22 protein-coding genes and 1 tRNA gene are annotated in these 23,618 nt (G+C 43.8%); 9 read left to right on the top strand and 14 right to left on the bottom strand.

Features of this window, described 5'->3' with window-relative positions; all coding sequences use genetic code 11:
* The first annotated feature begins 12 nt into the window (after positions 1 to 12).
* From GV030_RS06595 to GV030_RS06575, 5 genes are read left to right on the top strand one after another with little or no spacing between them, the layout of a single operon-like run.
* Positions 13 to 918, top strand: coding sequence for a phosphatase domain-containing protein (locus GV030_RS06595; RefSeq protein ID WP_159580991.1), 906 nt, complete (start codon positions 13 to 15; stop codon positions 916 to 918).
* Positions 919 to 932: 14 nt separating this feature from the next.
* A complete protein-coding gene (locus GV030_RS06590; RefSeq protein WP_159580989.1) occupies positions 933 to 1,568 on the top strand; it encodes a pyridoxamine 5'-phosphate oxidase family protein in 636 nt (211 codons plus the stop codon).
* A 2-nt stretch (positions 1,569 to 1,570) separates the two neighbouring features.
* Positions 1,571 to 1,849 carry a GNAT family N-acetyltransferase gene (locus tag GV030_RS06585; protein WP_159580987.1) on the top strand — a complete coding sequence of 93 codons (279 nt, stop codon included), beginning with the start codon at positions 1,571 to 1,573 and terminating at the stop codon, positions 1,847 to 1,849.
* Entirely contained in the window at positions 1,839 to 2,150 is a 312-nt protein-coding gene (locus GV030_RS06580) for a GNAT family N-acetyltransferase (RefSeq protein WP_159580985.1), read from the top strand. The genes GV030_RS06585 and GV030_RS06580 overlap by 11 nt, the downstream gene beginning before the upstream one ends.
* Before the next feature lie 17 nt (positions 2,151 to 2,167).
* The gene (locus GV030_RS06575) at positions 2,168 to 2,593 is read left to right on the top strand and encodes a (4Fe-4S)-binding protein (RefSeq protein WP_159580983.1); all 426 of its coding nucleotides are present in this window, start codon (positions 2,168 to 2,170) and stop codon (positions 2,591 to 2,593) included.
* Between the two features lie 3 nt (positions 2,594 to 2,596).
* On the opposite strand, the gene GV030_RS06570 is transcribed toward GV030_RS06575, so the two are convergent.
* Positions 2,597 to 6,658 (bottom strand): hypothetical protein, encoded by a 4,062-nt coding sequence (locus GV030_RS06570; protein ID WP_159580981.1) that lies wholly within the window; start codon positions 6,656 to 6,658, stop codon positions 2,597 to 2,599.
* A gap of 358 nt (positions 6,659 to 7,016) precedes the next feature.
* Between GV030_RS06570 and GV030_RS06565 the strand changes: the two genes are divergently transcribed.
* Positions 7,017 to 7,472, top strand: a complete 456-nt coding sequence (locus GV030_RS06565) for a hypothetical protein (protein WP_159580979.1) — start codon at positions 7,017 to 7,019, stop codon at positions 7,470 to 7,472.
* On the opposite strand, the gene GV030_RS06560 is transcribed toward GV030_RS06565, so the two are convergent.
* A complete protein-coding gene (locus GV030_RS06560) occupies positions 7,461 to 8,690 on the bottom strand; it encodes a tetratricopeptide repeat protein (protein WP_159580977.1) in 1,230 nt (409 codons plus the stop codon). The two genes, GV030_RS06565 and GV030_RS06560, sit on opposite strands and share 12 nt — an antisense overlap.
* Before the next feature lie 122 nt (positions 8,691 to 8,812).
* Entirely contained in the window at positions 8,813 to 8,989 is a 177-nt protein-coding gene (locus GV030_RS06555; protein ID WP_159580975.1) for a hypothetical protein, read from the bottom strand.
* 111 nt (positions 8,990 to 9,100) lie between these two features.
* On the opposite strand from GV030_RS06555, the gene GV030_RS06550 reads away from it, so the two are divergent.
* On the top strand, positions 9,101 to 9,604 hold the full coding sequence (locus tag GV030_RS06550; protein ID WP_255465171.1) for a DUF4920 domain-containing protein: 504 nt from the start codon (positions 9,101 to 9,103) through the stop codon (positions 9,602 to 9,604).
* On the opposite strand, the gene GV030_RS06545 is transcribed toward GV030_RS06550, so the two are convergent.
* Both GV030_RS06545 and GV030_RS06540 read right to left on the bottom strand, forming a co-directional pair.
* Positions 9,595 to 9,966: a hypothetical protein gene (locus tag GV030_RS06545; protein ID WP_159580973.1), complete on the bottom strand. Its 372-nt coding sequence runs from the start codon at positions 9,964 to 9,966 to the stop codon at positions 9,595 to 9,597. The two genes, GV030_RS06550 and GV030_RS06545, sit on opposite strands and share 10 nt — an antisense overlap.
* 1 nt (position 9,967) lies before the next feature.
* The gene (locus GV030_RS06540) at positions 9,968 to 12,385 is read right to left on the bottom strand and encodes a penicillin acylase family protein (protein WP_159580971.1); all 2,418 of its coding nucleotides are present in this window, start codon (positions 12,383 to 12,385) and stop codon (positions 9,968 to 9,970) included.
* Positions 12,386 to 12,571: 186 nt separating this feature from the next.
* On the opposite strand from GV030_RS06540, the gene GV030_RS06535 reads away from it, so the two are divergent.
* Positions 12,572 to 13,156, top strand: a complete 585-nt coding sequence (locus GV030_RS06535) for a sugar transferase (RefSeq protein WP_159583655.1) — start codon at positions 12,572 to 12,574, stop codon at positions 13,154 to 13,156.
* Entirely contained in the window at positions 13,153 to 14,328 is a 1,176-nt protein-coding gene (locus GV030_RS06530) for a DegT/DnrJ/EryC1/StrS aminotransferase family protein (RefSeq protein ID WP_159580969.1), read from the top strand. Before GV030_RS06535 ends, GV030_RS06530 begins: the two co-directional genes overlap by 4 nt.
* Here GV030_RS06530 and GV030_RS06525 read toward each other — a convergent pair.
* From GV030_RS06525 to rpsA, 9 genes are all read right to left on the bottom strand, one after another.
* A complete protein-coding gene (locus tag GV030_RS06525) occupies positions 14,265 to 15,092 on the bottom strand; it encodes an outer membrane beta-barrel protein (protein WP_159580967.1) in 828 nt (275 codons plus the stop codon). The two genes, GV030_RS06530 and GV030_RS06525, sit on opposite strands and share 64 nt — an antisense overlap.
* A gap of 154 nt (positions 15,093 to 15,246) precedes the next feature.
* Complete coding sequence (locus GV030_RS06520; protein WP_159580965.1) at positions 15,247 to 16,764, bottom strand: amidohydrolase family protein; 1,518 nt, start codon at positions 16,762 to 16,764, stop codon at positions 15,247 to 15,249.
* A gap of 295 nt (positions 16,765 to 17,059) precedes the next feature.
* Entirely contained in the window at positions 17,060 to 17,626 is a 567-nt protein-coding gene (locus GV030_RS06515) for a suppressor of fused domain protein (RefSeq protein WP_185155807.1), read from the bottom strand.
* A gap of 272 nt (positions 17,627 to 17,898) precedes the next feature.
* Positions 17,899 to 18,642, bottom strand: coding sequence for a hypothetical protein (locus tag GV030_RS06510; protein ID WP_221413293.1), 744 nt, complete (start codon positions 18,640 to 18,642; stop codon positions 17,899 to 17,901).
* Positions 18,643 to 18,921: 279 nt separating this feature from the next.
* On the bottom strand, positions 18,922 to 19,293 hold the full coding sequence (locus GV030_RS06505) for a hypothetical protein (RefSeq protein ID WP_159580961.1): 372 nt from the start codon (positions 19,291 to 19,293) through the stop codon (positions 18,922 to 18,924).
* 9 nt (positions 19,294 to 19,302) lie between these two features.
* A complete protein-coding gene (locus GV030_RS06500) occupies positions 19,303 to 19,653 on the bottom strand; it encodes a hypothetical protein (RefSeq protein ID WP_159580959.1) in 351 nt (116 codons plus the stop codon).
* A 254-nt stretch (positions 19,654 to 19,907) separates the two neighbouring features.
* Positions 19,908 to 20,525 carry a tetratricopeptide repeat protein gene (locus GV030_RS06495; RefSeq protein WP_221413292.1) on the bottom strand — a complete coding sequence of 206 codons (618 nt, stop codon included), beginning with the start codon at positions 20,523 to 20,525 and terminating at the stop codon, positions 19,908 to 19,910.
* A 701-nt stretch (positions 20,526 to 21,226) separates the two neighbouring features.
* Positions 21,227 to 21,297, bottom strand: a tRNA-Cys gene (locus tag GV030_RS06490).
* A gap of 69 nt (positions 21,298 to 21,366) precedes the next feature.
* Positions 21,367 to 23,472, bottom strand: a complete 2,106-nt coding sequence (gene rpsA / locus GV030_RS06485; RefSeq protein WP_159580955.1) for a 30S ribosomal protein S1 — start codon at positions 23,470 to 23,472, stop codon at positions 21,367 to 21,369.
* Positions 23,473 to 23,618: the final 146 nt, after the last annotated feature.

Raw genomic sequence — 23,618 nt, 5'->3', positions numbered from 1 at the left:
TAATAGATTCTCATGCGCAATTCAGTACCCTTTCTAAAAGTTTACCAAAGTTTCGCAAGTGACCATCTCACGATTGTAATGGGGCATGTTTTGAAAAGTCCGTCTCATCAGCGAGATCGACCAACGAGAAATCCGTTTAAAAATGCCCTGGAGATGTATCGCAGGTATCACGTAAAACCATCTGCGGGTGAGAAAGTTTTTTTGACCCTTGCCGGAAAGGTCATGGAAGTGACCGCAGACAGGAAGGGCTTTTTCCAATTTGAGCTATCTACGCCAAGAGATGTGGATACCCTGGAGGTGACAGTGGCGCTCGCAGATTTCCCAACAGAATACGAACACCTGAAGCTGGAAGTGCACAGACCTGCCGAGGTGATAGTTTCAGATATTGATGATACCATTTTGGTGTCTCACTCCACCAGCCTCATCCGTAAACTCTATCTTCTGCTGACCAAAAATCATCAAAGTCGACAGGCGTTTGATGGGGTAAAGGATTTTTATGATTCACTAAAGGAGGGTAGGACAGAACCTCTGTTTTTTTACGTGAGTAGCAGTGAATGGAATCTCTATGACTTTCTGGAAAGTTTTGTGGCTGATAAACAATTGCCAGCCGGAGTGTTTTTACTTCAGGATATCAAGAGTGGTATTCTGGATCTTTTTCGCAGTGGTGGTGGTTCTCATTCTCATAAGAAATCAAAAATAGAGACCCTGATAAAGGTGTATCCTGAGGCTAAATTTACGCTGATTGGCGATAGTGGTCAGAAGGATCCCGACATCTATCAGGCCGTTGCTTTGACATATCCTGAACATATTGCTAAGATTTATATCCGGGATGTGAGAAAATCCCGTAGAAGCAAAGTGAAGCAGATGGCCAGTGCTCTGAAAAATTCAGGCGTGGACATGGTATTTTTTAGCGAATAATTGAAATTAACCCTATGAAAGAATCTTTACGGACTTCCAGATATCCCAATCGCACCTCGGAAGACAAAGAACTGATTTACAATATTTTGGATGAAGCGCTGTTTTGTACGGTGGCTTATGCAGATAGCCAGGTGGCTCACCAAATTCCCACAGGATTTTGCAGGCTGGGTGATGAAGTATTCATTCACGGTTCGGTGAAGAGCCATTTTATTACCAAACTTCTGGAGTCAGATGAGGTGTCGCTCTCAGTGATGCTTTTTGATGCCCTGGTTCTGGCCCCTATAGCTTTCAATCATTCAGTCAATTATCGTTCAGCAGTACTTTACTCCAAAGCAAGGAAAGTACACGACGAAGCGCAGAAAGCACGGGTGCTGAGTGCCTACACTGATAAGTACATTCCCGGAAGGATGAGTGATTTGCCTCAACCCACCTCGGAGGAACTTGGCGTTACCACAGTGCTGGCACTATCTATAGATAAGTCGCTGGCCAAAATGAGAAGCGGGGGCGTAGGAGTGGATACCTCAAAGAGTAACGTCTGGTCCGGGATTGTACCATTTCAGACAGGGTACGGAGCTCCCGAAGTGGATCATGGGAATAGCCAGGTGGAAACGCCCCACTATCTCAATCAACTAATCACCCGAAATACATAATAATGGAAGTAAAACAAGAAGAAACAGGCCATAAGGGGAGCTTTTATGTAGAGCAGGAGGGCCTCCGACTAGCAGAAATGACCTACTCATGGGCCGGTAATGACCGCATTATCATTGATCATACAGAAGTATCAGATAAGTTGCGAGGGATGGGTGTTGGCTTGCAACTGGTAGAGCAGGCCGTTGCATTTGCCAGGGAGAAAGGGATTTCCATTATTCCACTATGTCCATTCGCCAGGTCTGTTTTCAATAAAAAACCCGACTTGAAAGATGTCCTTTGAACCGATGCATCAGAATGTGGAAAAGAGCCAGTTTGAGCTCAATCACAAGGGACACACTGCTTTGTTACTTTATAAGCAAAACAAGGGTTCTAAAAGGATTTACCTGGTTCACACGGAGGTGCCGGAAGCCATACAGAATGAGGGTGTTGGACAGCAATTAGTGAAAGAGGCATTGGATTTTGTAGTACAAAACGAACTGAAAGTAGTTCCGCTATGTCCGCTGGTAATAGCTTATCTGAAAAGGCATCCTGCATATCATGGGGTGATTGATGAGTCGAGTAAGAAAGACTTTGTGAGATAGTTGTTATATTCACTGACATGGCAACTAAAGAATATACAAACGGAGAAGTAACAGTAGTTTGGAAGTCGGATTTATGCATTCATTCCGAAAGATGTTTTCACGGCCTTTCGGAAGTTTTTAATCCCAAAAACCGACCCTGGATCAATGCTCAGGGAGCTCCCACTGACAAAATAGTGGAGCAAGTGAGTAAGTGTCCATCTGGTGCTTTGTCTTACTATCTCAATGCAGACGGTAAGCCCGTGGCTCGTGAGGTGATCAATGAAGAGCAGATCGTAGAAGTAATCCCCAATGGCCCACTGATGGTTTATGGAAACCTGAAAGTGAAGTTGACCGATGGGACTGAAGCTACTAAAAACAAGGTGACTGCTTTTTGTCGATGTGGAGGATCTTCCAACAAACCATTCTGTGATGGTACGCATAAGAAGAATGGTTTCGTTGGCTAGCGACTAGTTTGTACTCTTTTCCAGTTTTTCGCGGATCTCTTCATTCTTCTGCCTGATTTCCTTCTTGTTGTTGGTGGCGCCTATGCTGCTGACTACCCCGCTGAGCATGGCTTTGCCCCAGTAATTAAAGATCGACTTGGATTGGTCTCTTTCGTGAAAAATATCTCCTTCCCGCACAAAGAGAAAGTGCGGATTTCTGGTATTGACCACAAAAGTATTGGCAAAAAATGACTTCATCGAAACACCCAGTCCCTTCGTCTGAAGAGTCTCGTGGTTCAATACAGACAACTTGAGGTTGTCATAGTAGAAGCGCATTTCACCCACGGCATAGTCCTCATTCCCTTCAAAGGAAAACGTCAACGATTTACTCATTCCATCCCTGATTTGAACGAATGCGGTGTTTTCAAGAAACCGGTTCATTTCTGTCAGATCCATGTTTCCTACCCGACCACTGGCGGTGTACAGGTCAAGTTCACTGGCCAGATCGAACTTCACCTGAAAGAGGAAGTCACCACTGTTCATAAGTGTGCCTTTGGTTTTGAAGATCATAAATTTACGATTGCTAATTCTGGCCGGATCGTTGGTGAAGTTGGTCAGAGAGCCACTGATGTCTCTGAAAAAAATGATTCCCGGAAGCTCGCCATTCTCTGAGAACTCAGAATGTGATACGTACGATGAGGCGATGTTGATGGTATCTATCGCGACACTCATGGGTATGGATCGCATTGAGGTTTGTGGCAGCGCTTTATAGAGGCCTTCTTCTCTTGGTAACCTTTTGTCCCTGTGGGTGTCCAGGTCCAGACCAGCCACGTTGATCACGCGGACCTGAAGTTTGTCTTTGAAAAGAAGCGAGTCCATTTCGAAACCCAACAACTCCATGCGGGTCAGCGTGCCGTTGAACCAATCCTGCTGATAGTCAATTTTGTTTTGAAACTCGCCCCTGTTAAAGATGGGCTCATACCTTAAGTTTCTGAGGTCAATTTTTTTCAGGTCGTGATCGTAGCTGTAATTCTTAATTTTCACCCTGAAAAGGCTGTCAGGAAGGGTGTATTCGAAGGATTCGCCTGAAAAAGCGATGGATTCAAAAAGATCACTAGACAAGTTGATTGCTCTGCTGGGAGCATAATCAAGGCGATCAACCGTAACAGAAAAATGACGGAGGTACAGGCTGTCCTGGTGGCTTATTTTGGGGTGCTGCAAGGCGAATGAACCGTCACTGATGCTTGTGAATCTGACGCGGGTGTCGGGTAGTTTTGGATCATTTTCGTTGGCCATTTTGCCCAAAGTGAGGGTGGGGGAGCTCATGGAGAAAGTATCAATGTTGATGGTCTTTTTCTGAATGAACTCATTGATGTCGAAGCCCGTCAGTTTCAGATCAGGGATGAATGCCGTAAATGAATGGGGTTGACTCAGGTGAAGGTCTGAGGATCTGAAATAACCGGTTTCAGTTTGGAAGGAAACAGCGTTCATTCGGATGTTGTCTTCCAGTTGTGGAATGCTCACTATGGCATTTCGTGAGGTAAAGGTATAATTCCTTGCAAAAAGGGGTTGGTTTTCTGCGTTGAGGCTCAAATCTTCAATCAAAAGATCGAACTGTGGAGCGGATAAGGTCAACTGGCCATCAGGAAGGGTCAATTGGAGTTTTCCATTCGTGAAGAGGAATGATTCAAATTTTAGAAGGTCGTTGGAAAGGGCTTGTTCAGAGTGGGATAACGCGCTGATTTTAAGGTTCAGGTCACTGTCCTTAAGCGTTCCTTTTGAGAAATGTAATTGCTTTTCATTGATGAGTTTCTGAAAGTCAATTCCCTCCAAATGTAGCTGGTGCCCTTCCATCCTGTGCTGGCTGGTTTCTTGTGTCGACCCAATCGGATTGAGTTTGAGAAAATCTGCATCCAGGATGGTACCAGATTGAGAAAGTTTGAGTTTGGTCCCCTGGAGACGATGGTTCCAGCTGGCAAAGAGATGATCTGCTGAGTCAATTGAGAGGCCAATTCCAAAAGAATAATCGTCTGTAAGTGAATCGAATTTGTACTTACTCAGGTTGCCCGTCACTCCATGGGCGTGTGAAATTTCGTTCGGTCCGTTGTGTACTTTTAGCGTACCATCAGTCACAGAAAAGCGGCGGAATGCTAATCGCTGTAGTAGTGAAAAATCACTATTCTTTTGGGTTGCGGCCACATCAAGTTCTATCTGAGGCCTTGTGAGGTTCAGCGTTTTGAAAATAATTTCTTTTTTTTCGGTGAAGGCAAACAGGTCAAACCCGGTGAGTGCTGCGGCGGAAACCTTCAGCGGATAGGCGCTGGTGGTTGGCTTGAAATAAACCCCAGACAGGTTGATGTTTTTACGGTTTTCATTGATTTCTGATTTTGCCACGGAGAGCACAAAGTCCTCATGGGAGAACAGTAAGCGGCCAGACTGCAGACCGTCGATTCTTAGGTAGTCCAGTAAGTGCAAGTCTCTGACGGATTCAGGAATGATGTCGATGCCTGATAGGTTGATGCTGAGGTTATCCACGCCCAATTTTTGATCGCCTCTGGTGAGGTTTAATGAGGCTTGTGGGATTTCAAGAGATGTTGCGATCAAGCGCTTGATAAAGGTGCCGAGCTGTGATTTTTGATCTTTTTGAATTGCCGGGTTGATGTTGAGGCTAATTTCCGGACTTTCTATTTTGGCAGACCGAAGCATTAGAACTCCCTGGGTAGAAATTCGGTTAAAATCGAGTCCATTGAGATCGATGGTCGGGATGTCGGCATCCAACCAGTACGGAAGGTCCTTTTGGTCCTTCAAAGGCGTGATAGAAATACCGTCTACGCGCAATGTGGAGTCGCGGGTGGAAACAAACAGGTCTTTGAAACTGATGAAGTGGCTGCTGTCTGGCATTAAGAAAGAGTGATCCCGGGAGAGCATCTCCAGAGAGGAGAAGAAAGCATGGTTTTGTCCAAAAACATTGGTGGAGTCAAGAATGAATTCATCTATGACCAGGGTACTATTGCCGGATCTGATGGCATGATTGCTATTGTCAATATCCATAGTGATACTGGTGACAGCATCATCAATGTATAGCTTCCCGATCTTGATCTTATTGAAGATGGAATAGACCAAGTTGGTGATGTCATTTCCTGAGGCGGAGAAACCGGTTTTACGGATCGAAATGGTGGGTTTGACAATTCGTACGGAGTCCAGGAAAAGTTCGTTGTCCTGATAAGCTTTGGGGAAGTTGAGCCCACGAAAGTTGAGCTCGGGAAACTCAATGTTATAGTGGTTGAGGCCGCGGATTTCAGCATCCGGTCTATCTGCCCGTTCCTTGAGTCTGAGATTCTTAAAGAGAATGTCCTGTGACCTGGTAGAGAGTGAAAATTCATCAAATGCGATGTAATGAAGACTGTCTGCCAAATTGAAATGCTGATTGGTTAAAATCAGGTTGATGTTTTCAGTGAAGAGGAAGTTTTTGCTTCTGGTGGAATCAATCATCAGGCTCTGAACCTGAAAATCAATGTCTTTGAGCAGGATCCCAAATTGGTCCTTCATAAGGGGTTGATAGTGAACTGACGCACTTTTCACCCCCAGGCTGTCAATGGAAAACTTCAAAAGGTAACTATTGATGAGCTGATAGAGATCACCCGTTTCCATCGAAAACGTCTCTCGTTTTTTGCCCGGGTTTATCCTAATCATTTTGATGGCCGGGTTGGTGATGGCTATATTTTTGAATAAGAGCTCTTTGCGGGTGTAAATGCCCAGAATAGAGGTTAGTGTGATGGATAAATGCGGAACCCGTACTTCGTAGAGGTGACTTAGGCTATCAGGTGTCTTCTCGGTGTTTGGAAGCAGGGTCAGGTTGGTGATGTCCAGTCGCTTGTTGACCAGTGAGATGTCCACCTCGTCATAGCCCAGCTCGTAAGTGTCCTGACTCTGCTCGAGTACTAACTTTTTTAGAATCTCTCCTGAGATGGCTGAACCGTAGGTAAAAAGGAAATAATGAAGGAGGAGAAAAACAGAGAGCAACCCCAATACCAGAAAGATTCTTCTTCTGAAGACGATGTTCTTTTTCACATTGTTGCGGCTCATGAGGCACAAAGTAATTAATAAAAAGTATCATTTGTTTCACCTGGGAGCTCAGTTTCAAAATAATAATTAACGTTGGGGTCTTTGAAAATTTGCGAAAATCCGTTACTTTGAATTCGATTCTCATTAAGGAATCAGCGGTGGAAAATAAGGCTGCACGTCATGTGTGGCCTTTTTTTATCAATTGATATAAATTTCGATAAAAAAAGATCGATTTTCTTTTGGAGTACTATCAAATGATAGTAAATTAGCATCATAGATAGTGAGTATCTATTTTCCATAGCTGGTTCTTAATGAGGGAGGGTTACGAAAAGTAACCCTTCTTTTTTTCAAAAGAACTTCTTTATTTTTGGTGTATCATATGGCAATTAATGATCGCATATCAGATTTAATTGGAGAGCTGCATACGAATCCCAATTCTTTTGCGGACAATATCGGTGTGAAGAGCCCTGTGATCTACAACATCATCAAAGGAAGAAGAAGCAAACCCAGTTTCGACGTACTACAGAAAATTTTAATGGCATATGAAGCAATCAATGCCAATTGGTTGCTGAAAGGTGAAGGAGAAATCTGGAAGGAAAAGGAGAATAACTTTGCCCTTGATACTGGATATGCCAGCATTGAAGACCGCATTGTGTCTCTGGTGAGTGCACTGAGAGAAGAGATCGGTCTAAGTCCATCCCTTGAGGAATTGTCGGAGTTGATCGGCACCTTATTGACTGAAAACATGAAGCAGAAAGAAAAGATTGCGGCACTGTATGTGAAGCAGGACAAGATTCTGGAAGTGTTGAGAAACAAGCTGAATTTAGACTTCTGATAACAACTCAATTGATTTGAGTTGATTTTCAATTTCCCTCTTTACTCTGTGGTTGCGGTACAGTACGATGAGCAATAGTCCCAGGAAGAAAACACTGCTGCCTGCTATGCCGAATTTGGCCATCCGTTCGGTTTCCCTTTTCTCTGTGTTTGCGGCCAGTAAATCAAAGTATCTGTCGGTGAGGAGTTGTATGTTATACTTTTTGTCCAGTTCCTCAATTTCCTTTTGCTGAGCGATGAATTGTTCCAAATGTTCACTGTATTGTCGACCATACTCCAAAGCAGTTTCGTACTCACCCAGGATGCTGTACACTTTACTAACCTCTCTGAAGATCTCATAGGAGGTAGGGGTTTGATTACCTTGTTCTATGAGCTCGATTGCTTTTTGATAATAGTTCAGGGCTTGACCGTAATCACTCAGCTCAAAATAGGTTTGACCTATTTTTCCTAGCGTTCGCAGTGCTTTTTGATTGTATTGTTTATCAGAATCAAAATCGTAAGTCGCCAACAAATACTCAAGTGCTTTGGAGTACTCTTTTTGTTCAAGGTATATTCCGCCGGTGTTTTCCATACACAGAGCATAAGTCTCGGGTGATACTTCTGGGCCTCTATCTATTACGTATTTATAATTTTCCAACGCAGCCTTGTGATTTCCCAATTCTCCATACGCAGCCCCGAGCTTATTTTTCATTACAAGAAATCTTTTTTCGGAGACATGAAAATTGGCTAGTAAAGAGTCAATTTGCTTTAAGCCTTCATTTAATCGTTTTTCAGATAAAAGTTCATGAATCCTATTGTTCAGCAAAATGATGATTTGTTGTTCATCCTTCAATTCCGAAGCGACTCGGAGGCCCTCGTTAATAAATTTATGAGATAACGAATAATGGCCGTAGTCCCCTAATATTAATGCAAGGTTCTTATATATAGCTATTAGACTAGGCTTGAGATCATCCCTTTCACTGATTTCGGCATGTCTGGCACCTTCGAGGTAATAGATGATGGCATTACCGAAATCATCGGTATGAGTGCATAGATAACCTAAGAGATAGTACGTTTTTGTCATGTAGTAAGTATCATTCTGCTCCTTGGCGATACTTAGGAAATCAACGGCAATTTCCTTTGTAACGGAATGATCACCTTGACTGTACACACTCATAACGTTTTCATAAGCCTCAGATAGGCCTTCCGAAAACGCTGTAAACGCGCTGAAAACAAACAATAGAATGATGGTTACCCTCAAAAGTTATTACTTTGGTTAATAACGGAATTAAAGGTAAAAAAAAAGTCGCGAAACTTGTCACGACTTTTAGATGAATTTGGTTTATTTCTCGGTTAAAGTAATCAACCGCCTGTTGTTGGAGGTTCTTCTTCACCATCTGTTTCATTTCCTGTAGGAGAAGGACTATTGATTTCTGTGTTGTCAATCAGTTCGTCCATGGTATCGTCTTGTGAGCAAGCGCCAAAGGTCATACCCATTGCTAATAATACTAATGCGAGAAAGTTTCTTGAATTGTTCATAACTTGGTTTTTTTTGGTTAATAAAGTATAAATTTACTCATTTATAATTTGCTTAACGGTTCGAGTATTGAACAATCGATCCACAGCTAAATCGCTTAAAATCAGTTGCTTGTGAACATTAAAAAGGACATATCAAGACTCTTATCCACGAATTGGGTGGTATTGATCATTTCAGGGACATTTTTAGTTGTAGGTGGCTCTTCTTGTGAAAACAAGAAGGCGAGTTGGGATTCTTTTGGAGATCCAATAGCTCCTGAGGCTGCCATCACTACCGATGCCATGTTGACGGGGGTTGCCTCCGCAGATAGCCTGGCTGTCAAATTTGAAGCTGAGATCACAGAGGTATGCCAGATGAAGGGCTGTTGGATGACCTTGAAATCTGCCGATGGGAGCCCTGTACGGGTTACGTTTAAAGATTATGGCTTTTTCGTACCGAAGGATGCTGCCGGGAAAAAGGTCATCATAGAAGGTGTAGCATTATCAGAAGTGCTGGATGAGGCCACAGCCAGACACTATGCCGAAGACTCGGGCAAACCATTTGATGAAAACGCCGATTTACGGCAAGTATCAGTAATTGCCAGTGGTGTGCTGATAGCGAAAGAGGATCAGCTGTAAAAGCTTTTTGTTTTTCGCTTCACAAACATTAGTCGGAAGCTATTTCCGGTTAGTGCTCCCAATCCGGCGCATAGGCCACCCACCACTCCTGCACCAATGATGAGGAATATATTGTCGTTGAAAGGGAAGAGTTCTACGATTTTCTCAGAAAGAATAGCGCTGGTCTTAATGTCGAGATACCAGGCGTAGCTCAGCCAAAGCAGACCTCCACCCAAAAAACCGGAGATAAATACGTTGAACCCATTGCCATATAGTGCAAAGCCCACCAGAAAGGAGATGGCAATGATGATCCACCACTGTAGGACAAATGACAACAAATAGGTGAAAAGGATTATCAGAATAATTCTTGCTATTAACTTCATCTTATTGAGGTTGGATGGTTTGAGTGAAAATCACCTGATCGGAATTTTTAATCTCCGGACCAAAGAGTAGTGGATAATATTCCCCTGAGGCCCATCGGGAAATCATATGACCGTACAGTGGACTGCCCGGATTGCCTGTTTGGCTACCCGGATACACTCCCCACGCTTTAGTACCCGCCGGATCCATCTCTACCACCATGCGCCAGGACGGGCCGTGACCCTTGCTGGCAGCATTGACGATGCTGGCATATCCGCCTACACGCACCTGATCCACTGAGAATGGATCCAGTCTGAGCAGGTGGCGAACGGTGGTGTTTTTGAAAGTGAACCAGCTCAAGTCTTCATTATTCTGAGACATGCGTACATCCAGTGAGTCAATGGCTTTCTGGTAGGTCAGGTTGATGAGGTCCCGGGTGGTTTCTCTGGCGTTGGTGGCCAGAATGTCAGCAAACACCAATGATGAATCCCGTTTCAACAGGTCTATGGTCACGTATTTGTTGGGTCGGTCTATCGCTATGGAAACGGTATCTATTTCATCCCAAATTTGCTGGTAAAGGATATCCCACCAAAGCTGGTATACCGAAGGTGCCTTCAAAGAAGGTTCATTGAAATAGTCCCATTCGCTAAGTGTTTTGTGGTAGTTCCAGGCCTGGGTATCGAAGCTCCCGGTATCCAGATAGTTCAGCATCATAGGCAGACTCTCAGAAGCCATGTAATTAAAGTTGTCGTTTTGAAGCTTCATCATGTCTTTAGGGATCATGTCTTTGAGAATTCTCAATCGATCATTGATCCGGCGCCCACGATAGTATTCATAATTGTGATCGTAGGTATAATAAGGGTAGAGCGTATCCACAGGGTGCTGATTGGCTGAGCTCAGAAATCCCCGCTCGGGATTTTTGGCGAAGAGACTGTGCTCAAATGGAATATATGCCTTCCATTCATACGAAGGATTCGATCCATCCATGAGGTATTTTCCTTGTTCGCGCCACTTTACAGGAAATTTCCCGGGCAACCACACTGCAATGTCTCCTTTGGTAGAGCCAAACATGAAGTTCTGAGGGGGCCCCTGAAATTTCACCATGGCTTTGGTGAAGTCTTCATAATTTTTGGCCTTATTGATTTCGTACATGGCATTGATGGTGGTGCTCGGGAAGTGAGCGATCCATTTCATGGCATAGTTGGTCTTGCCATTTTCAGGAAAGAAATTGCGGTCATAGACCACCGGACCATGGTGCACATAGATGATGGTATCCGTATAGGTAGCACCTCCTGCAATCTTGAATACCTCGATCTGCTTTTCTGCTTTGAACCACTGATTGTTGTAGAGGTACTCACTGCGATTTTCATCCCTGAATTGGATCGAATACCAATCTACCTGATCCCGGGGCGAATTGGTCACTCCCCAGGAGATGCTGTCATTGAAGCCAATGAGTATGACCGGAGTGCCAGGTACCGTCACACCCATTACATTCTTATCATCGGTGTGAAGATGATACGCATACCATATAGAAGGCAGGGTCAGTTCCAGGTCGGGCTCGTTGGCCAGCATGACATGGCCACTTTTTGATTTGCTCCCTGATACCGCAAAGTTGTTGCTGCCATTGAGCGGATGAGGCTTCTCTATCGTTTTTTTAGTGGTAGTGAGCGGGTATGGAATGTTTGGTTTGATGACTTTGAGCGGATCAAAACTCCACTTTTTCTCTTTGGGAATTACCGGGTCCAGATTACCCAGTTGGTCTGGATACAGCAAATTGAACATGTCCTTACCAAACAGGGCAAGGGCATTGGTGTTTTCCAAATCGGATTCACCTCGCGAAAGGGTGTTGCTCAGCATGGCATAGGCCAGGCATGACTTCAATGGGGACCATGCCTCGGGCTCATAATTGAGCAACTTGAATTCCAGCGGATACTGGGCGTAGGTGAGTTGGTCTATATAAGCATTCACGCCATCGCTGTAGGCATTGAGTACTGGCAGCAGATCAGGATCGGACTGTATGGTCTCCAGCAGGTCTTCGGTCATTTTCTTCAAACCAATTCTTCTGTTGAACCGATCGAAGTTAAGCGTGCGTTCTCCCAATACTTCTGAAAGTCTTCCGAAAACGAGCCTCGAAAAGAAGTCCATTTGCCAAAGCCTGTCTCTGGCTGTGAGATAGCCCTGCACCCTATGAAGGTCTGTTTCGTTTTCCGCATAGATATGTGGAATGCGCATCTCGTCGTAGTAGACCGTCACCGGAGCGGTCAGTCCTTCCATGTCCAGTGTTTCTTCGTAGTTGATTCCTGCTTCTTCAGCATTTTGCCAGAAACCATGGAACGGGCTGAGAAATTTACCCAAAGGAGGTACTCCGGCTATTCGCGTGTTCAGCGAAACCCCTAAGGCAATGGTAATGGTGAGAAAAAAAATAAAACGAAATGTCTTCATCGTGTTTGGATCATTTGATTCATCAAAACCTGCGGAAGAGGATATTTCAGTGCGGCGGGGCTCTTCTCAGCTCTTTAATGAATATGTGTGAAGGCGGAGTATTCCGGCATAACCGAATGTCGCCTTTATTTCAGATCGGAAAAATATTAAGAAAAGAGGAGATTGCATACATTTGAAGCCATCAGTATGTCCAGGCACTCAAAATACTTTAGATATATAAAACCGTCATTTGATTTTTTGATGGCCGGTTGGCTGTGTATTGTGCTTTTGCCCCTGATGTGCGCCATTGCTTTATGGCTTTTGCTGTCAGGTCAGCCGGTTTTCTTTGTGCAGGAGCGGCCCGGTCTGGGAGGGCGGTTATTTAAGATGCTGAAATTTACCACAATGACCAACGTCCCGGGAGACCCCATCTTCCCCATGGGTAAATTTTTGAGAAAGACCTCATTGGATGAATTACCACAGCTGTTCAATATTCTGAAAGGGGAGATGAGCTTCATTGGCCCCAGGCCACTGTTGGTGGCGTACCTGCAGAAATATACACCGAAAGAACACCGCAGGCATGAGGTGAAGCCGGGCATTACGGGCTGGGCGCAGGTGAATGGTCGCAATGCCCTGGATTTCAAAGAGAAAATGAAATTGGATTTGTACTACGTTGCGCATTGCTCCCTGTGGCTGGACCTGAGGATATTTTTAAAAACCTTTGTCCAGTTGATCAAATGGTGGGAATCTGATTATCACGCCGTGCAAGTCAAAACCTCCGAATCGCATTGAGTCCGGATCGCATTTATTTCTCGCCACCTTATATATCAGAGACTGAGATCGCTGCAGTGACTGAGACTTTGAGGCAAGGGTGGATTGCCCCGGTGGGCCCGCAGCTGGATTTGCTGGAGCAGTCGCTTGCTCAAAAGTTTCATTTTCCTCATGTGCTGGCCCTCAACTCCGGTACTGCAGCATTGCATCTGGCCGTGCGGCTTGCGGGAGTGCGGGCAGGCGATCGGGTGATCGTGGGGTCATTTACCTTTGTGGCAGCCGCCAATGCTGTCCGATATGAGCAGGGAGTACCGGTATTTATGGACAGCGAGCCAGATACCTGGAACCTGGATCCCCGCCTTTTGAAAAGCCATTTATCTGAGCAGGCGGGCAAGCCGACATTCCCCAAAGCAGTAATCGTAACGCACATTTTTGGCCAGCCCGCCAAAATCAAGGAGATCGCCGACATCTGTGCGGAGTACGGGGTGAAACTGATAGAGGATGCGGCCGAAGCCCTGGGCGCGACCAGCATCACCGGGCAGTTTGTTGGAGGGGAGGGCGATTTTGGAGTACTCTCATTCAATGGCAATAAGATTATCACCACCGGCGGTGGGGGAGCACTGATTTGCAAACATGCGGAAGACCATGAGCATGCGAAGCATCTGGCCTCACAGGCTAAGGTGCCGGCCAATCATTACCTGCATGAGGAAGTAGGGTATAATTACCGCCTGAGTAACGTGCTGGCGGGGCTCGGCCTGGCTCAGCTTTCCCGGTTTGATGCGATTATGGAACGGAAGAAAGCGGTTTTCGATGACTACCACCAGGCGCTCGAAAGCCTGAATTGGCTGACTCCAAAGGTGGTTCAGGGAGCTAACTGCTGGGTGTACCCCTGTGTGATGGATCATGAAATAGGAGTGGATGAGTTAATCCGGCGATTCGAAGAGGCCAATATTGAGGCCAGGCGGTTTTGGCGGCCGTTGCATTTACAGCCCCTGTTTTCGGATGCCGGGTATGTGGGCGGTTCGGTGGCCGAGGACTTATTCAGAAAGGGAATATGCCTGCCAAGTGGTGCTGGGCTCACTTCGGAGGAGATGGAGAGAGTAGTAGAGGTGTTGGAAAGGTTTAGGCTTTATTTTCCTTTGAAAAGCCCTGGCGGAAGAAAAAATTCAAATTTCAGGTTTAAAAACAGGTAGGCATCTTTGTCCTGCTGATCTCCCCTGGGCGCACCAGCAACCAGTTGATCGTACGCTTCCTGGTTGATCACACCCACTTCGTCCTTGCGGTTGGAGAGCAGGTCAGCACCCTGTCCCGGGTTTTGAGGATAGTTCCCTGAGACATCATCCAGGTAATCAGAAAGGGTAAAGCGATAGGTAATTTCTGTAGTGAAGTTGAGGAATGGGTTGATTTTCCATTTGAGGCCGGCTCCCACCGGAAAGATCATCGTAAACCTGCTGTACTCAGTGTCTTCTGTTTGGAGGTCGTAGAGATTATACTGCTGCCCGGCCAGCTCAGCCGTGGGGCTGATAAAGGTGGCGCCCACACCCGCCAGGAGGTAGGGGTCTACTTTGTGTCTTTTGTAATAAGCTCCCGCATACTTTTTCATATAGAAAATGCCCTGCACGCTGATTTCATAATTGGTGGAGCTGAATGAGAGGTTTCGCTGCTGCGCATAGGAGCTGTCAGGGGCATGCCTGTCATGACCTCTGATGCTGTAACGGCCTATTTCTATCCTAGCTCCCACCTTGGGGAGAAGGCGAGCCTCCACACCCAGGCTGATGTTGGAGATTTCGTTTTGGATGCTGCCATTGTGTTTGAGCTCACCCCGATAGGAGGCAAAGCCAAAGCCTGCCTGAGCGGTAAAGTAGCGGTCGTTCATCTGCCATGAGAGGAAGTCCTGAGCCATGACGAATGACCCCAGAAGGAAAAGGAAAAAGTAAATGACGGCCTGTTTTTTCATCCAATGTCAAAATAAGGGAAAATTATTGAATGGTGAATTGAAAACCGCAATAATGGTGGATCGATGGCTGGGTGTGGTTACGGTATACGGGGTCTCCCGATCCTATATAGATTGCGGAGGGGTTGTGCAACAGCTACGCTTGTTATGTGCTTTTTTAATGTCTATTGTCTTTCATGAGCCTAAAAAACATTTTTACAGAAATAGATAATCCATTTAGGCCAGAAGCATTGTTTTCAACATATAATTTCATGTTATCAATATCTTCTTTTTCATATAGGTTACCATTAAAAAAAAGGCTTTCTATAGAAGTGGTATTCTTTATATCCTCCAGAGGATTTTTATCCAAAATAAGTAAATCGGCTATTTTATTTTCTGCTATAGTTCCGTACATCTCTGAAACATTAAAATATTCAGCAGGGATTATAGTCGCACTTTTTAGTGCTTCTGCTGGAGATAGCCCTGCTTTTACCAGTTCTTCAAGCTCACTATGTAAGCTGATTCCGGGAAATGAATACGGGTCGTATGAATCAGTTCCTGCTAATATGTTCACTCCCTTTTCATGTGCCAAACCAGTTAACTCTAATCCTTTTAGATAAAAGTCTTCAAGATACTGTTGATTGCCTTCCACCTCTACATACTCCTTCATTTGTGAAATATCATCTTTCCATATTAATGATACTAAATGAGGTATATACTTCAGGTTTGCATCATCTAAAAATACTTTATCGTTCGCAAAGGCTTCATATTTTCGGGTAATATGAGTTGGGCAGAAGTAGGTGTTGTTTTTTACCATGGTATCTACCAGTTCAGAGAATTTTTGGTAATCAAAACTGGCCAACATGTCGATTGATGAAGGCCTATCATCTTCGTCAACCTCTTCATCTGAATACAAAGCCTGATAATATTGACGATTTTTTTTAGCTAGTGGGTTGGCATGTTTTAAAAATAAATGAGCATGTTCAAAGCTCCGTTGCCCGGCATTTGAGGCATCTATAGGATTAATTGCATTCGGATAATGTCCAGCAAAAACAACGCCCTGCTTTTTGGCCTCTTCTGCTAAGGGAAAATATCTATCAGGTAATATCCCAGAATAAATCTTAATAAAAGTCTGGCTATCTTTTGCTGTTCTATTTACTAGTTCAAAAACATTTTGCTCATCATAATTCGCACCAACTATTTCATCAGCAAAACCAATTAATCTTGGTCCTAATAGTTCTTCTGAGTCTATTTCCTTTCTCCATTGGATCCTCTCTTTGTTAATGTTGACAATGCCTTGCATGTCCCTGATATATGTAACTCCATTTGCAATATGCAGGGGCATAATCACTTGTGGTGCAATCTGGAATGCTAAGTGTGAATGCATGTCCCATAAACCAGCCAAAGCATACTTTCCTTTACCATCAATGATCTTAATGTGGTCGTTTTTTAAAAGAGAATCTTTTGAAGTGACTTTTACTATCCTGTCATTTTTAATATAAACAGATTGGTTTGTTATGATTGAATCGTTTGCTACATCTATAATGTTGATGTTTGATATAATATAGTCGTTAGTATCTGTTTTTTGACTTAATGGGTCTGCAATAGGATATACATACAGTAATAGAATAATACTTAGAATCAAGCCAATTACTATAAGTCCGTATTTAAGTATTTTGAGAATTATTTTCTTCACTAGATTTCCTGTTGTTGGGTCTATTTGCACTTAACGCCATGTGTGAGACATATGCGCTCACATTATGGAAGCGCTAAACTAGTGAAATCTGCCGTGCTCGGCAAAGGGGGAGCTCACAACGGTTCCAAATGGCACGGCGTTTCGGAAGTCTAAAAATCCTGCGAGTTGAGCTCGGTAGAAAATAGAGCAGTTTCTTCAGCGGCTGATTCATGGCAATGTTCGCACTAAAGTCTGCAAAGAGACTCCCGATAGCCATCGGGAGGCGCATTCGTGTTAGTGATTGTTATCAGCTTTCTTATCCAGTTATTCGTTTTCTGTTGACGTTATAGTTGTTAAAATCTGGGTGATGCCAGAATTTATCAAGTCCCCACTCGTTCACCAGTTTCATCTCACTCGAATAGATTGGATAAAGACCTGCAATGTTGATCTTGTAATCCAATCCAATGTCAATATTTAAGTAAAACTTTTTGTCGAGGATAGACGGTGCAAATATTAGAAAAGCATCCATCTCTGATTCATCGGAAACAGGCTCGCCAAAGTTGATCGTATTGCTGTAAGAAAATGGGCAATTTCCACGGAGTTGTTCAGCAATAAACCCTGCAGCCTGTGCCCATGACTTGTCAGTTGATTCAACCGAAATAAGAAGTTCAGGTCGTCCCAGTTTCCAGTCAGGATGTTCAACTAGGGATAGTCCATAAGTTATGCCAGTTACCATGCCGGATTCAGGTAGTTCAGAGTAAACAATACTAGTTACACCTGCCAGTCCGTCTCTCTTCTCACCTCCAAAGAATTCAGGCTCGGTTTGGAAAATGCTATCCAAATGAGACAGGTAATTTTCGATTGGTGTTTTTGGCTTGTTCATGAGTTATTAAGATCGAGGGAGAATTGCTGGTAATGCCCGTGTATGGCGCTGTGGCCTCCGAGCTTAATTAATTACGATAAAAGTAGCTTATCTGTCGTGCCTGACCAAGGGGTGCATTCAAAGTATCAAACGGACACTGCGTTATACAGATCAAAAAACACCCACGAGCAGCACTTAGTAGAATGCACAACAGATTCTTGGCGGCAGATCAAGCGGATATTTTGCGGGCACTTAGCAGATGGCTAAGTAAGGCCATTTGCTATAGCCGGTTATCAGTCTGGTTTTTCGATTAGGTTGAGTTCAGTTGCCAGGTTGAGCATTCTCAAACATACTTTAGAGAAATCGTTATCGTTCGGGTGATCAGAATAGCTGTCAGACATAACAATGTAGAACCCCTTACCGGGTTGCAGTACCTCCAAAGACCAGCTCCAGCCATCAGCTACAACATGGTTAAAATCGATTTGATCATGTCCATAAAAATTGGACTTGTTTAGCTGTTCTATGAGTTCTGCCGCTGTATACTCAGATAGCTGTGCTGTGGTACTGCTGTATCGATATTTGACGGAATCTGCGATGATTGATTGAGAGATTATTGCCTCAATCTCAGGGTTGAAGTCACCGTATGCCAAATGCTTTTTAAGAAGCCGAATTTCTTTGTTCGTCAGTTCGGTAATATTGAAGTGTTCAATTCTTCGGGTGTTATTTCCTTCCGTTTTAACAACCAGTTCAAAATTGTTCTCAGATCCGTAGATGTTAATCAAAACGTCTTTTTCCCAACTTCTTTCCCAGATCAATCTGATAAAAGTAGAGTCCGTAGAGGTTAGTCCAAAGAAATCCTGTTCATCAAAGTTATCCAGTACTTTCCCCAATCCTCTGATGGCCAGTTCATCAAATCTATCGTTGGAAATATCCACCTTCATAGCATCAACTGCTTTATTCAGAAATTCCGTATTAGGTTGGCTAATGGAGTTAAAGGCTAAGAGGGATAAAAACGATATGGAAATGAGGATTTTCAAGTTGAGGTGATTGGTAGCGCTCAGATATGGCGCTGTGGCCTCCAAGCTTAATTAATAATGATAAAAGTAGCTTATCTGTCGTGCCTGACCAAGGGGTGCATTCAAAGTATCAGAATGGCACTGCGTCCAGAAAGTGAATAAATCCTGCGAGTTGAGCTGGGTAGAAAATAGAGCAGTTTCTTCAGCGGCTGATTCATGGCAATGTTCGCACTAAAGTCTGTAAAGTGGCTCCCGATAGCCATCGGGAGGCGCATTCGTGCTAGCGCTTGTTACCACCAGTTATTTACGTTTCTCCATTGTTGGATAGTCAGCCGAATAATGGTTCCCAAATGGTTGTAGTTCGGAAGGATCTGCGTCATAGTTCACCAAGTTCCCCAGATCTGAAGTTATCACGATAGAAAAACGTTCGAGTTCAAACATGTCAATTGCAGCAATTCCACGAGGAGAAGCATCTTCAACAGTTAGCCCTTTTGGAAGTTCAAACAAGACGTTCGGGTTAGAGAAAAGTCCGACCTTTATGTTTTCGGTTAGAATTCCTCGTTTGTGTGTTGGTTCGTTCATGGCACGAATCCCAAGGATTCCGGTCAAGACGATGTTCAGAAGTATCGAAATAACTAAAAGAATGTTCTTAACGGTGAAATATTTCTTCATAAGTTGAGCTTATTGTTCAGGTGAGTAGACATTAAAAGTTCTTCCTTCCCAAGTGAAAAAAATTGCTCGTTCTGCCTCAAATTCCTTGAATTCAGAATGAATCTGCTTAATTCGATTAATAAACAAATTTGTTAGGCCGTTACTCTCTGCTTGCTGTAAAAGTTCTTCGTTCTTGAACATTACTACAAAGCTTGGAAAACCATATGAGTATCCAGTTTTCAAGGTTGGTAGGTTGGTTTCAGAGTTCTTAAATGTCTCAACAAAAGCACCTTGGTATTGCCGTTGTTTCCGCTTGAGATAAATAGTTCGGTAAATTAACCATCCAACTATTAGGGCTATAAAAATGTATAATGCTATCATGCAGTCCTATTGGTGGTAACGCTCAGATATGGCGCTGTGGCCTCCGAGCTTTTTTAATTATGATAAAAGTAGCTTATCTGCCGGTGCATTCAAAGTATCAAGTGCGCACTGCGCCAACACAGATAAAAATCTCCCACGAGCAGCACTTATTAGAAAGCACAATAGATTTTTGGCGGAAGATAAGCGGGATGTTTAGCAGGCACCTAGCAGAATGCTAAGTTAGGCCATGCGCCATCATCGTCCGTTAGCACTTGTTAGTTTCCACATTCTCGGATCAAAATTCTTGAGAAGATCAGAATCATTGGGTTGGATCCTAGTTGATATGCAGTTTCGAATTCCTTTGCTGCTGAGCAATATTTTTTATTGTTACGATGAATGATCCCCTTATAAATATGCGGTGTTGGTTGATCTGGTTTCAATTCAATTGCCTTGTCCAAGTCGGAAATGGCTTTTTTAGTTTTACTCTTTTTGTAGTACGCAATAGCACGATCGCAGTAATTGTCGAATAAATTAATCCCTAGTTCAATGTGGTTTGTTAACGAATCAATTTCTCCTTCTCCATATATCGGAACTGTGTTTGGATCTATAACTTTAGGAATCATCTTTTTGAATATTTCATAGAATTCGTCGCAGTTATCAATCATGTTAGTGAATACTCTGACTCCAACAATCTTCCCCAATTCGTAACCTCTTTTATATTCAGGCACCTCTGCTATTTCAGTATCGGTCGTATCAAACTCAAGAGCATTTATGTCATCCTTAAATTGCTCAATTATTCTTGACCAGCAAGTTGTATTGAATTTTTCCCAAGTTTGTTCTGAGTCTCCATCCGCATTGATGGTATTTAGACATTTACATGATTCTAATCCCATCTTGTCTATAAGCGATTGACAATATGTAGATAAACTTATTATTAGGCCTATAATTACAAGAATTGGTCTCACAAATTTCGTTTGGTTGAATAAGTGCTAACAACCGCCTAACAACCACCAGTGGTGCTATGCACTTGTAATACTACCAAATCTAGCAGATTTTCTATCCTGATCAAACCATTATTGGCTATAGGGGTGTGCTGCACGGTCTCGTCCTAAAACCGATGTGGGGTTGTACCAGTACCCGGTAGTCCGAAAGGCCGTTTTGGTTTTTAAGTCCTGCAAGACGTTTACGGATCAAGCGGAATTCCTGTGGGGAGATTGCATTAAAGATGGATGGTGACGTAGTTACCTGATACCTTACATCCCTCAATCCAATTGATTTGCTACATACCCTTCATTTTCTTTGCTTGCCCAAAGAAAACGAAGCAAAAGAAAAGGCACCAACGCAAAAAATCATTTTGACTCATCTGGGTTGCACTTTTTTAGGATTTTTTGAGAGTCAAAATGATTCACACTTGCCTTGGATGGCCCGCCCTCCTTTACGCCCTTGCTTTCTACTTTAAAGTGGATTAGTTCGATTTTACAAAATATAATTATAGAGTGTCACCCCGCACAAATATTGCTTGATCCACCCTTACAGCCCCTGGGTGGGGTACCAACAAAAACACCCCATCAAAATGATGAGGTGTTTGTAGAAGAGGTCGAGAGCGGATTCGAACCGCTGTACGAGCTTTTGCAGAGCTCTGCCTAGCCACTCGGCCACTCGACCCTTTTTGCAGGTGCAAATTAAACAAGAATAAAATTAAACCGGAAGGGAAATCCCTTCCGGCTCATTCATTTATTCAGAATCTTTTGATTCTTCTTCCGATCCTTCGGCTTCTGGCGCTTTTTCTTCTGCCTTAGGCGCTGCTTTTTTGGCAGGCTTGGCGGCAGCAGGCTTAGCAGCTGATTCCATCTTGTCTTTCAAAGCGGAAAGTGCTTCCAGATCACCTAAGGTAGACTTCTCAGTTTCCTGATTGATCTTGTTGAGTGTATTGCCTTTCGATGATTTACCTTTCTTAGGGGCCGGTGCAGCTGCAGGAGCAGGCTGCTCAGCACCTTCTTTCCAGGTAGATGTATGTGAAAGTACAATTCTTTTCTCATCCTTAGAGAATTCCATCACTTTAAAATCAAGTGTCTCACCTTCATTGGCTTGTGAGCCATCTTCTTTCTGAAGGTTTTTAGTCGTCACCTGACCTTCAAGGCCGTATGGAAGCTCTAGCAAACCGCCTCTGTCATTTTTAGAAATGACGGTACACTTGTGTACAGAACCTCTGGTGAATACGGTTTCGAACGTATCCCAAGGATTCTCTTCCAGGTGCTTGTGGCTTAGGGCCAGTCTTCTGTTATCTACATCCAGCTCCATCACTACCACTTCCAGTTCGTCGCCTACTTTCACGAATTCAGATGGATGCTTGATCTTCTTAGTCCAGCTAAGATCAGAAACGTGTACCAGACCGTCGATACCTTCTTCCAGCTCGATGAACAAGCCAAAGTTGGTAAGGTTTCTTACGATACCTGTGTGCTTAGTGCCCACAGCGTAGTTAGTCAGTACATCCTGCTTAGTCCATGGATCTTCAGTCAATTGCTTGATACCAAGAGACATCTTACGATCATCTCTGTCGATGGTCAGTACCACTGCTTCCAGTTGGTCACCTACGCTGATGAAATCCTGTGGATTTCTGAGGTGCTGAGACCATGACATTTCAGATACGTGGATCAGTCCTTCTACTCCAGGGATGATTTCGAGGAATGCACCGTAATCGGCTACATTCACAATCTTACCTTTCACTTTAGAACCTACCGTCATGTCTTTGTCAAGTGAATCCCAAGGATGAGCAGTCAATTGCTTCATACCCAAAGAAATTCGCTTCTTGTCATCATCAAAATCAAGAACAACAACGTTCACTTTAGCATCCAAAGAAAGTACTTCTTCCGGATGGTTGATACGTCCCCATGAGATGTCTGTAATGTGAAGCAGACCGTCTACACCACCAAGGTCGATGAATACACCGAAGTTGGTCATGTTTTTGATCACACCTTCCAGTACCTGACCTTTCTCCAGGTTTTCGAGGATCACAGCTTTCTGCTTCTCGATATCCTTCTCGATCAATACTTTGTGAGAAACCACCACGTTATCGTTAGCGTAGTTGATTTTCACTACTTTCACTTCCATTTTCTTACCTACAAAGACATCAAAGTCTCTGATAGGCTTCACATCGATCTGTGAACCTGGAAGGAAAGCCTCTACTCCAAAAATATCTACAATCAGACCACCTTTGGTTCTTCTCTTCACCATTCCGTTGATGACCATGTCTTCATCCAAACCTTTCTGGATGTTTTCCCATGCTTTCACGATTTTGGCTTTTCTACGAGAAAGAACAAGCTGGCCATTGGCGTTTTCCTGCTCTTCTACATATACCTCTACTGCATCACCCGGCTTCAGGTCTTCCACATCTCTGAATTCAGAAAGGGCTACCAGTCCGTCAGATTTGAAGCCAATGTTGATGATCACGTCCCTGTCAGTGATACCCACTACAGTTCCTGCCATCACTTCTTTCTCTGTGATTTGGTTGAGGGTAGCCTCATAAAGGGCTTCCATTTTTTTGCGGTCTTTGTCAGAGTACTCCTCTCCAAAACCGTCATCCACTGCAGTATCCCAAATGTCTACTTCAGCTTCTGCAATCGGCGCCTGTACCTCAGGAGCTTTCACTTCTTTGGCTACGGGAGCTTTTACTTCTTCTTTCGCTGGCTCAGCTTTCACTTCCTCAGCTACTTCTTTTTTGGCTTCTTCAGCTGGAGTCTCCTCTGCTGCTTCTACTGCTTTTGTCTCCTCTGGAGTCTCAGCTGCCTGAGCTTCTGTGTTTTCCACGTCCTGAAGCTCGTCTTTTTTATCTTCTGCCATAATTAAAAAATGACTCTATTTATACACGTTCATTCCTAGAGTCAGGGGAATGAAGGATTTAGTTAACAATACATCCCGACGAATCGAAATGCCCATTCACCTGAATGGAGGCGCAAAGCTAAAGGAATTAAACAAAAAAAGGTAAT

This window comes from Marinoscillum sp. 108 (assembly GCF_902506655.1).
Taxonomy (GTDB): Bacteria; Bacteroidota; Bacteroidia; order Cytophagales; family Cyclobacteriaceae; genus Marinoscillum; species Marinoscillum luteum.
Note: the sequence above shows the minus strand (reverse complement) of the source record. Positions and strands in the feature narration are given on the sequence as shown.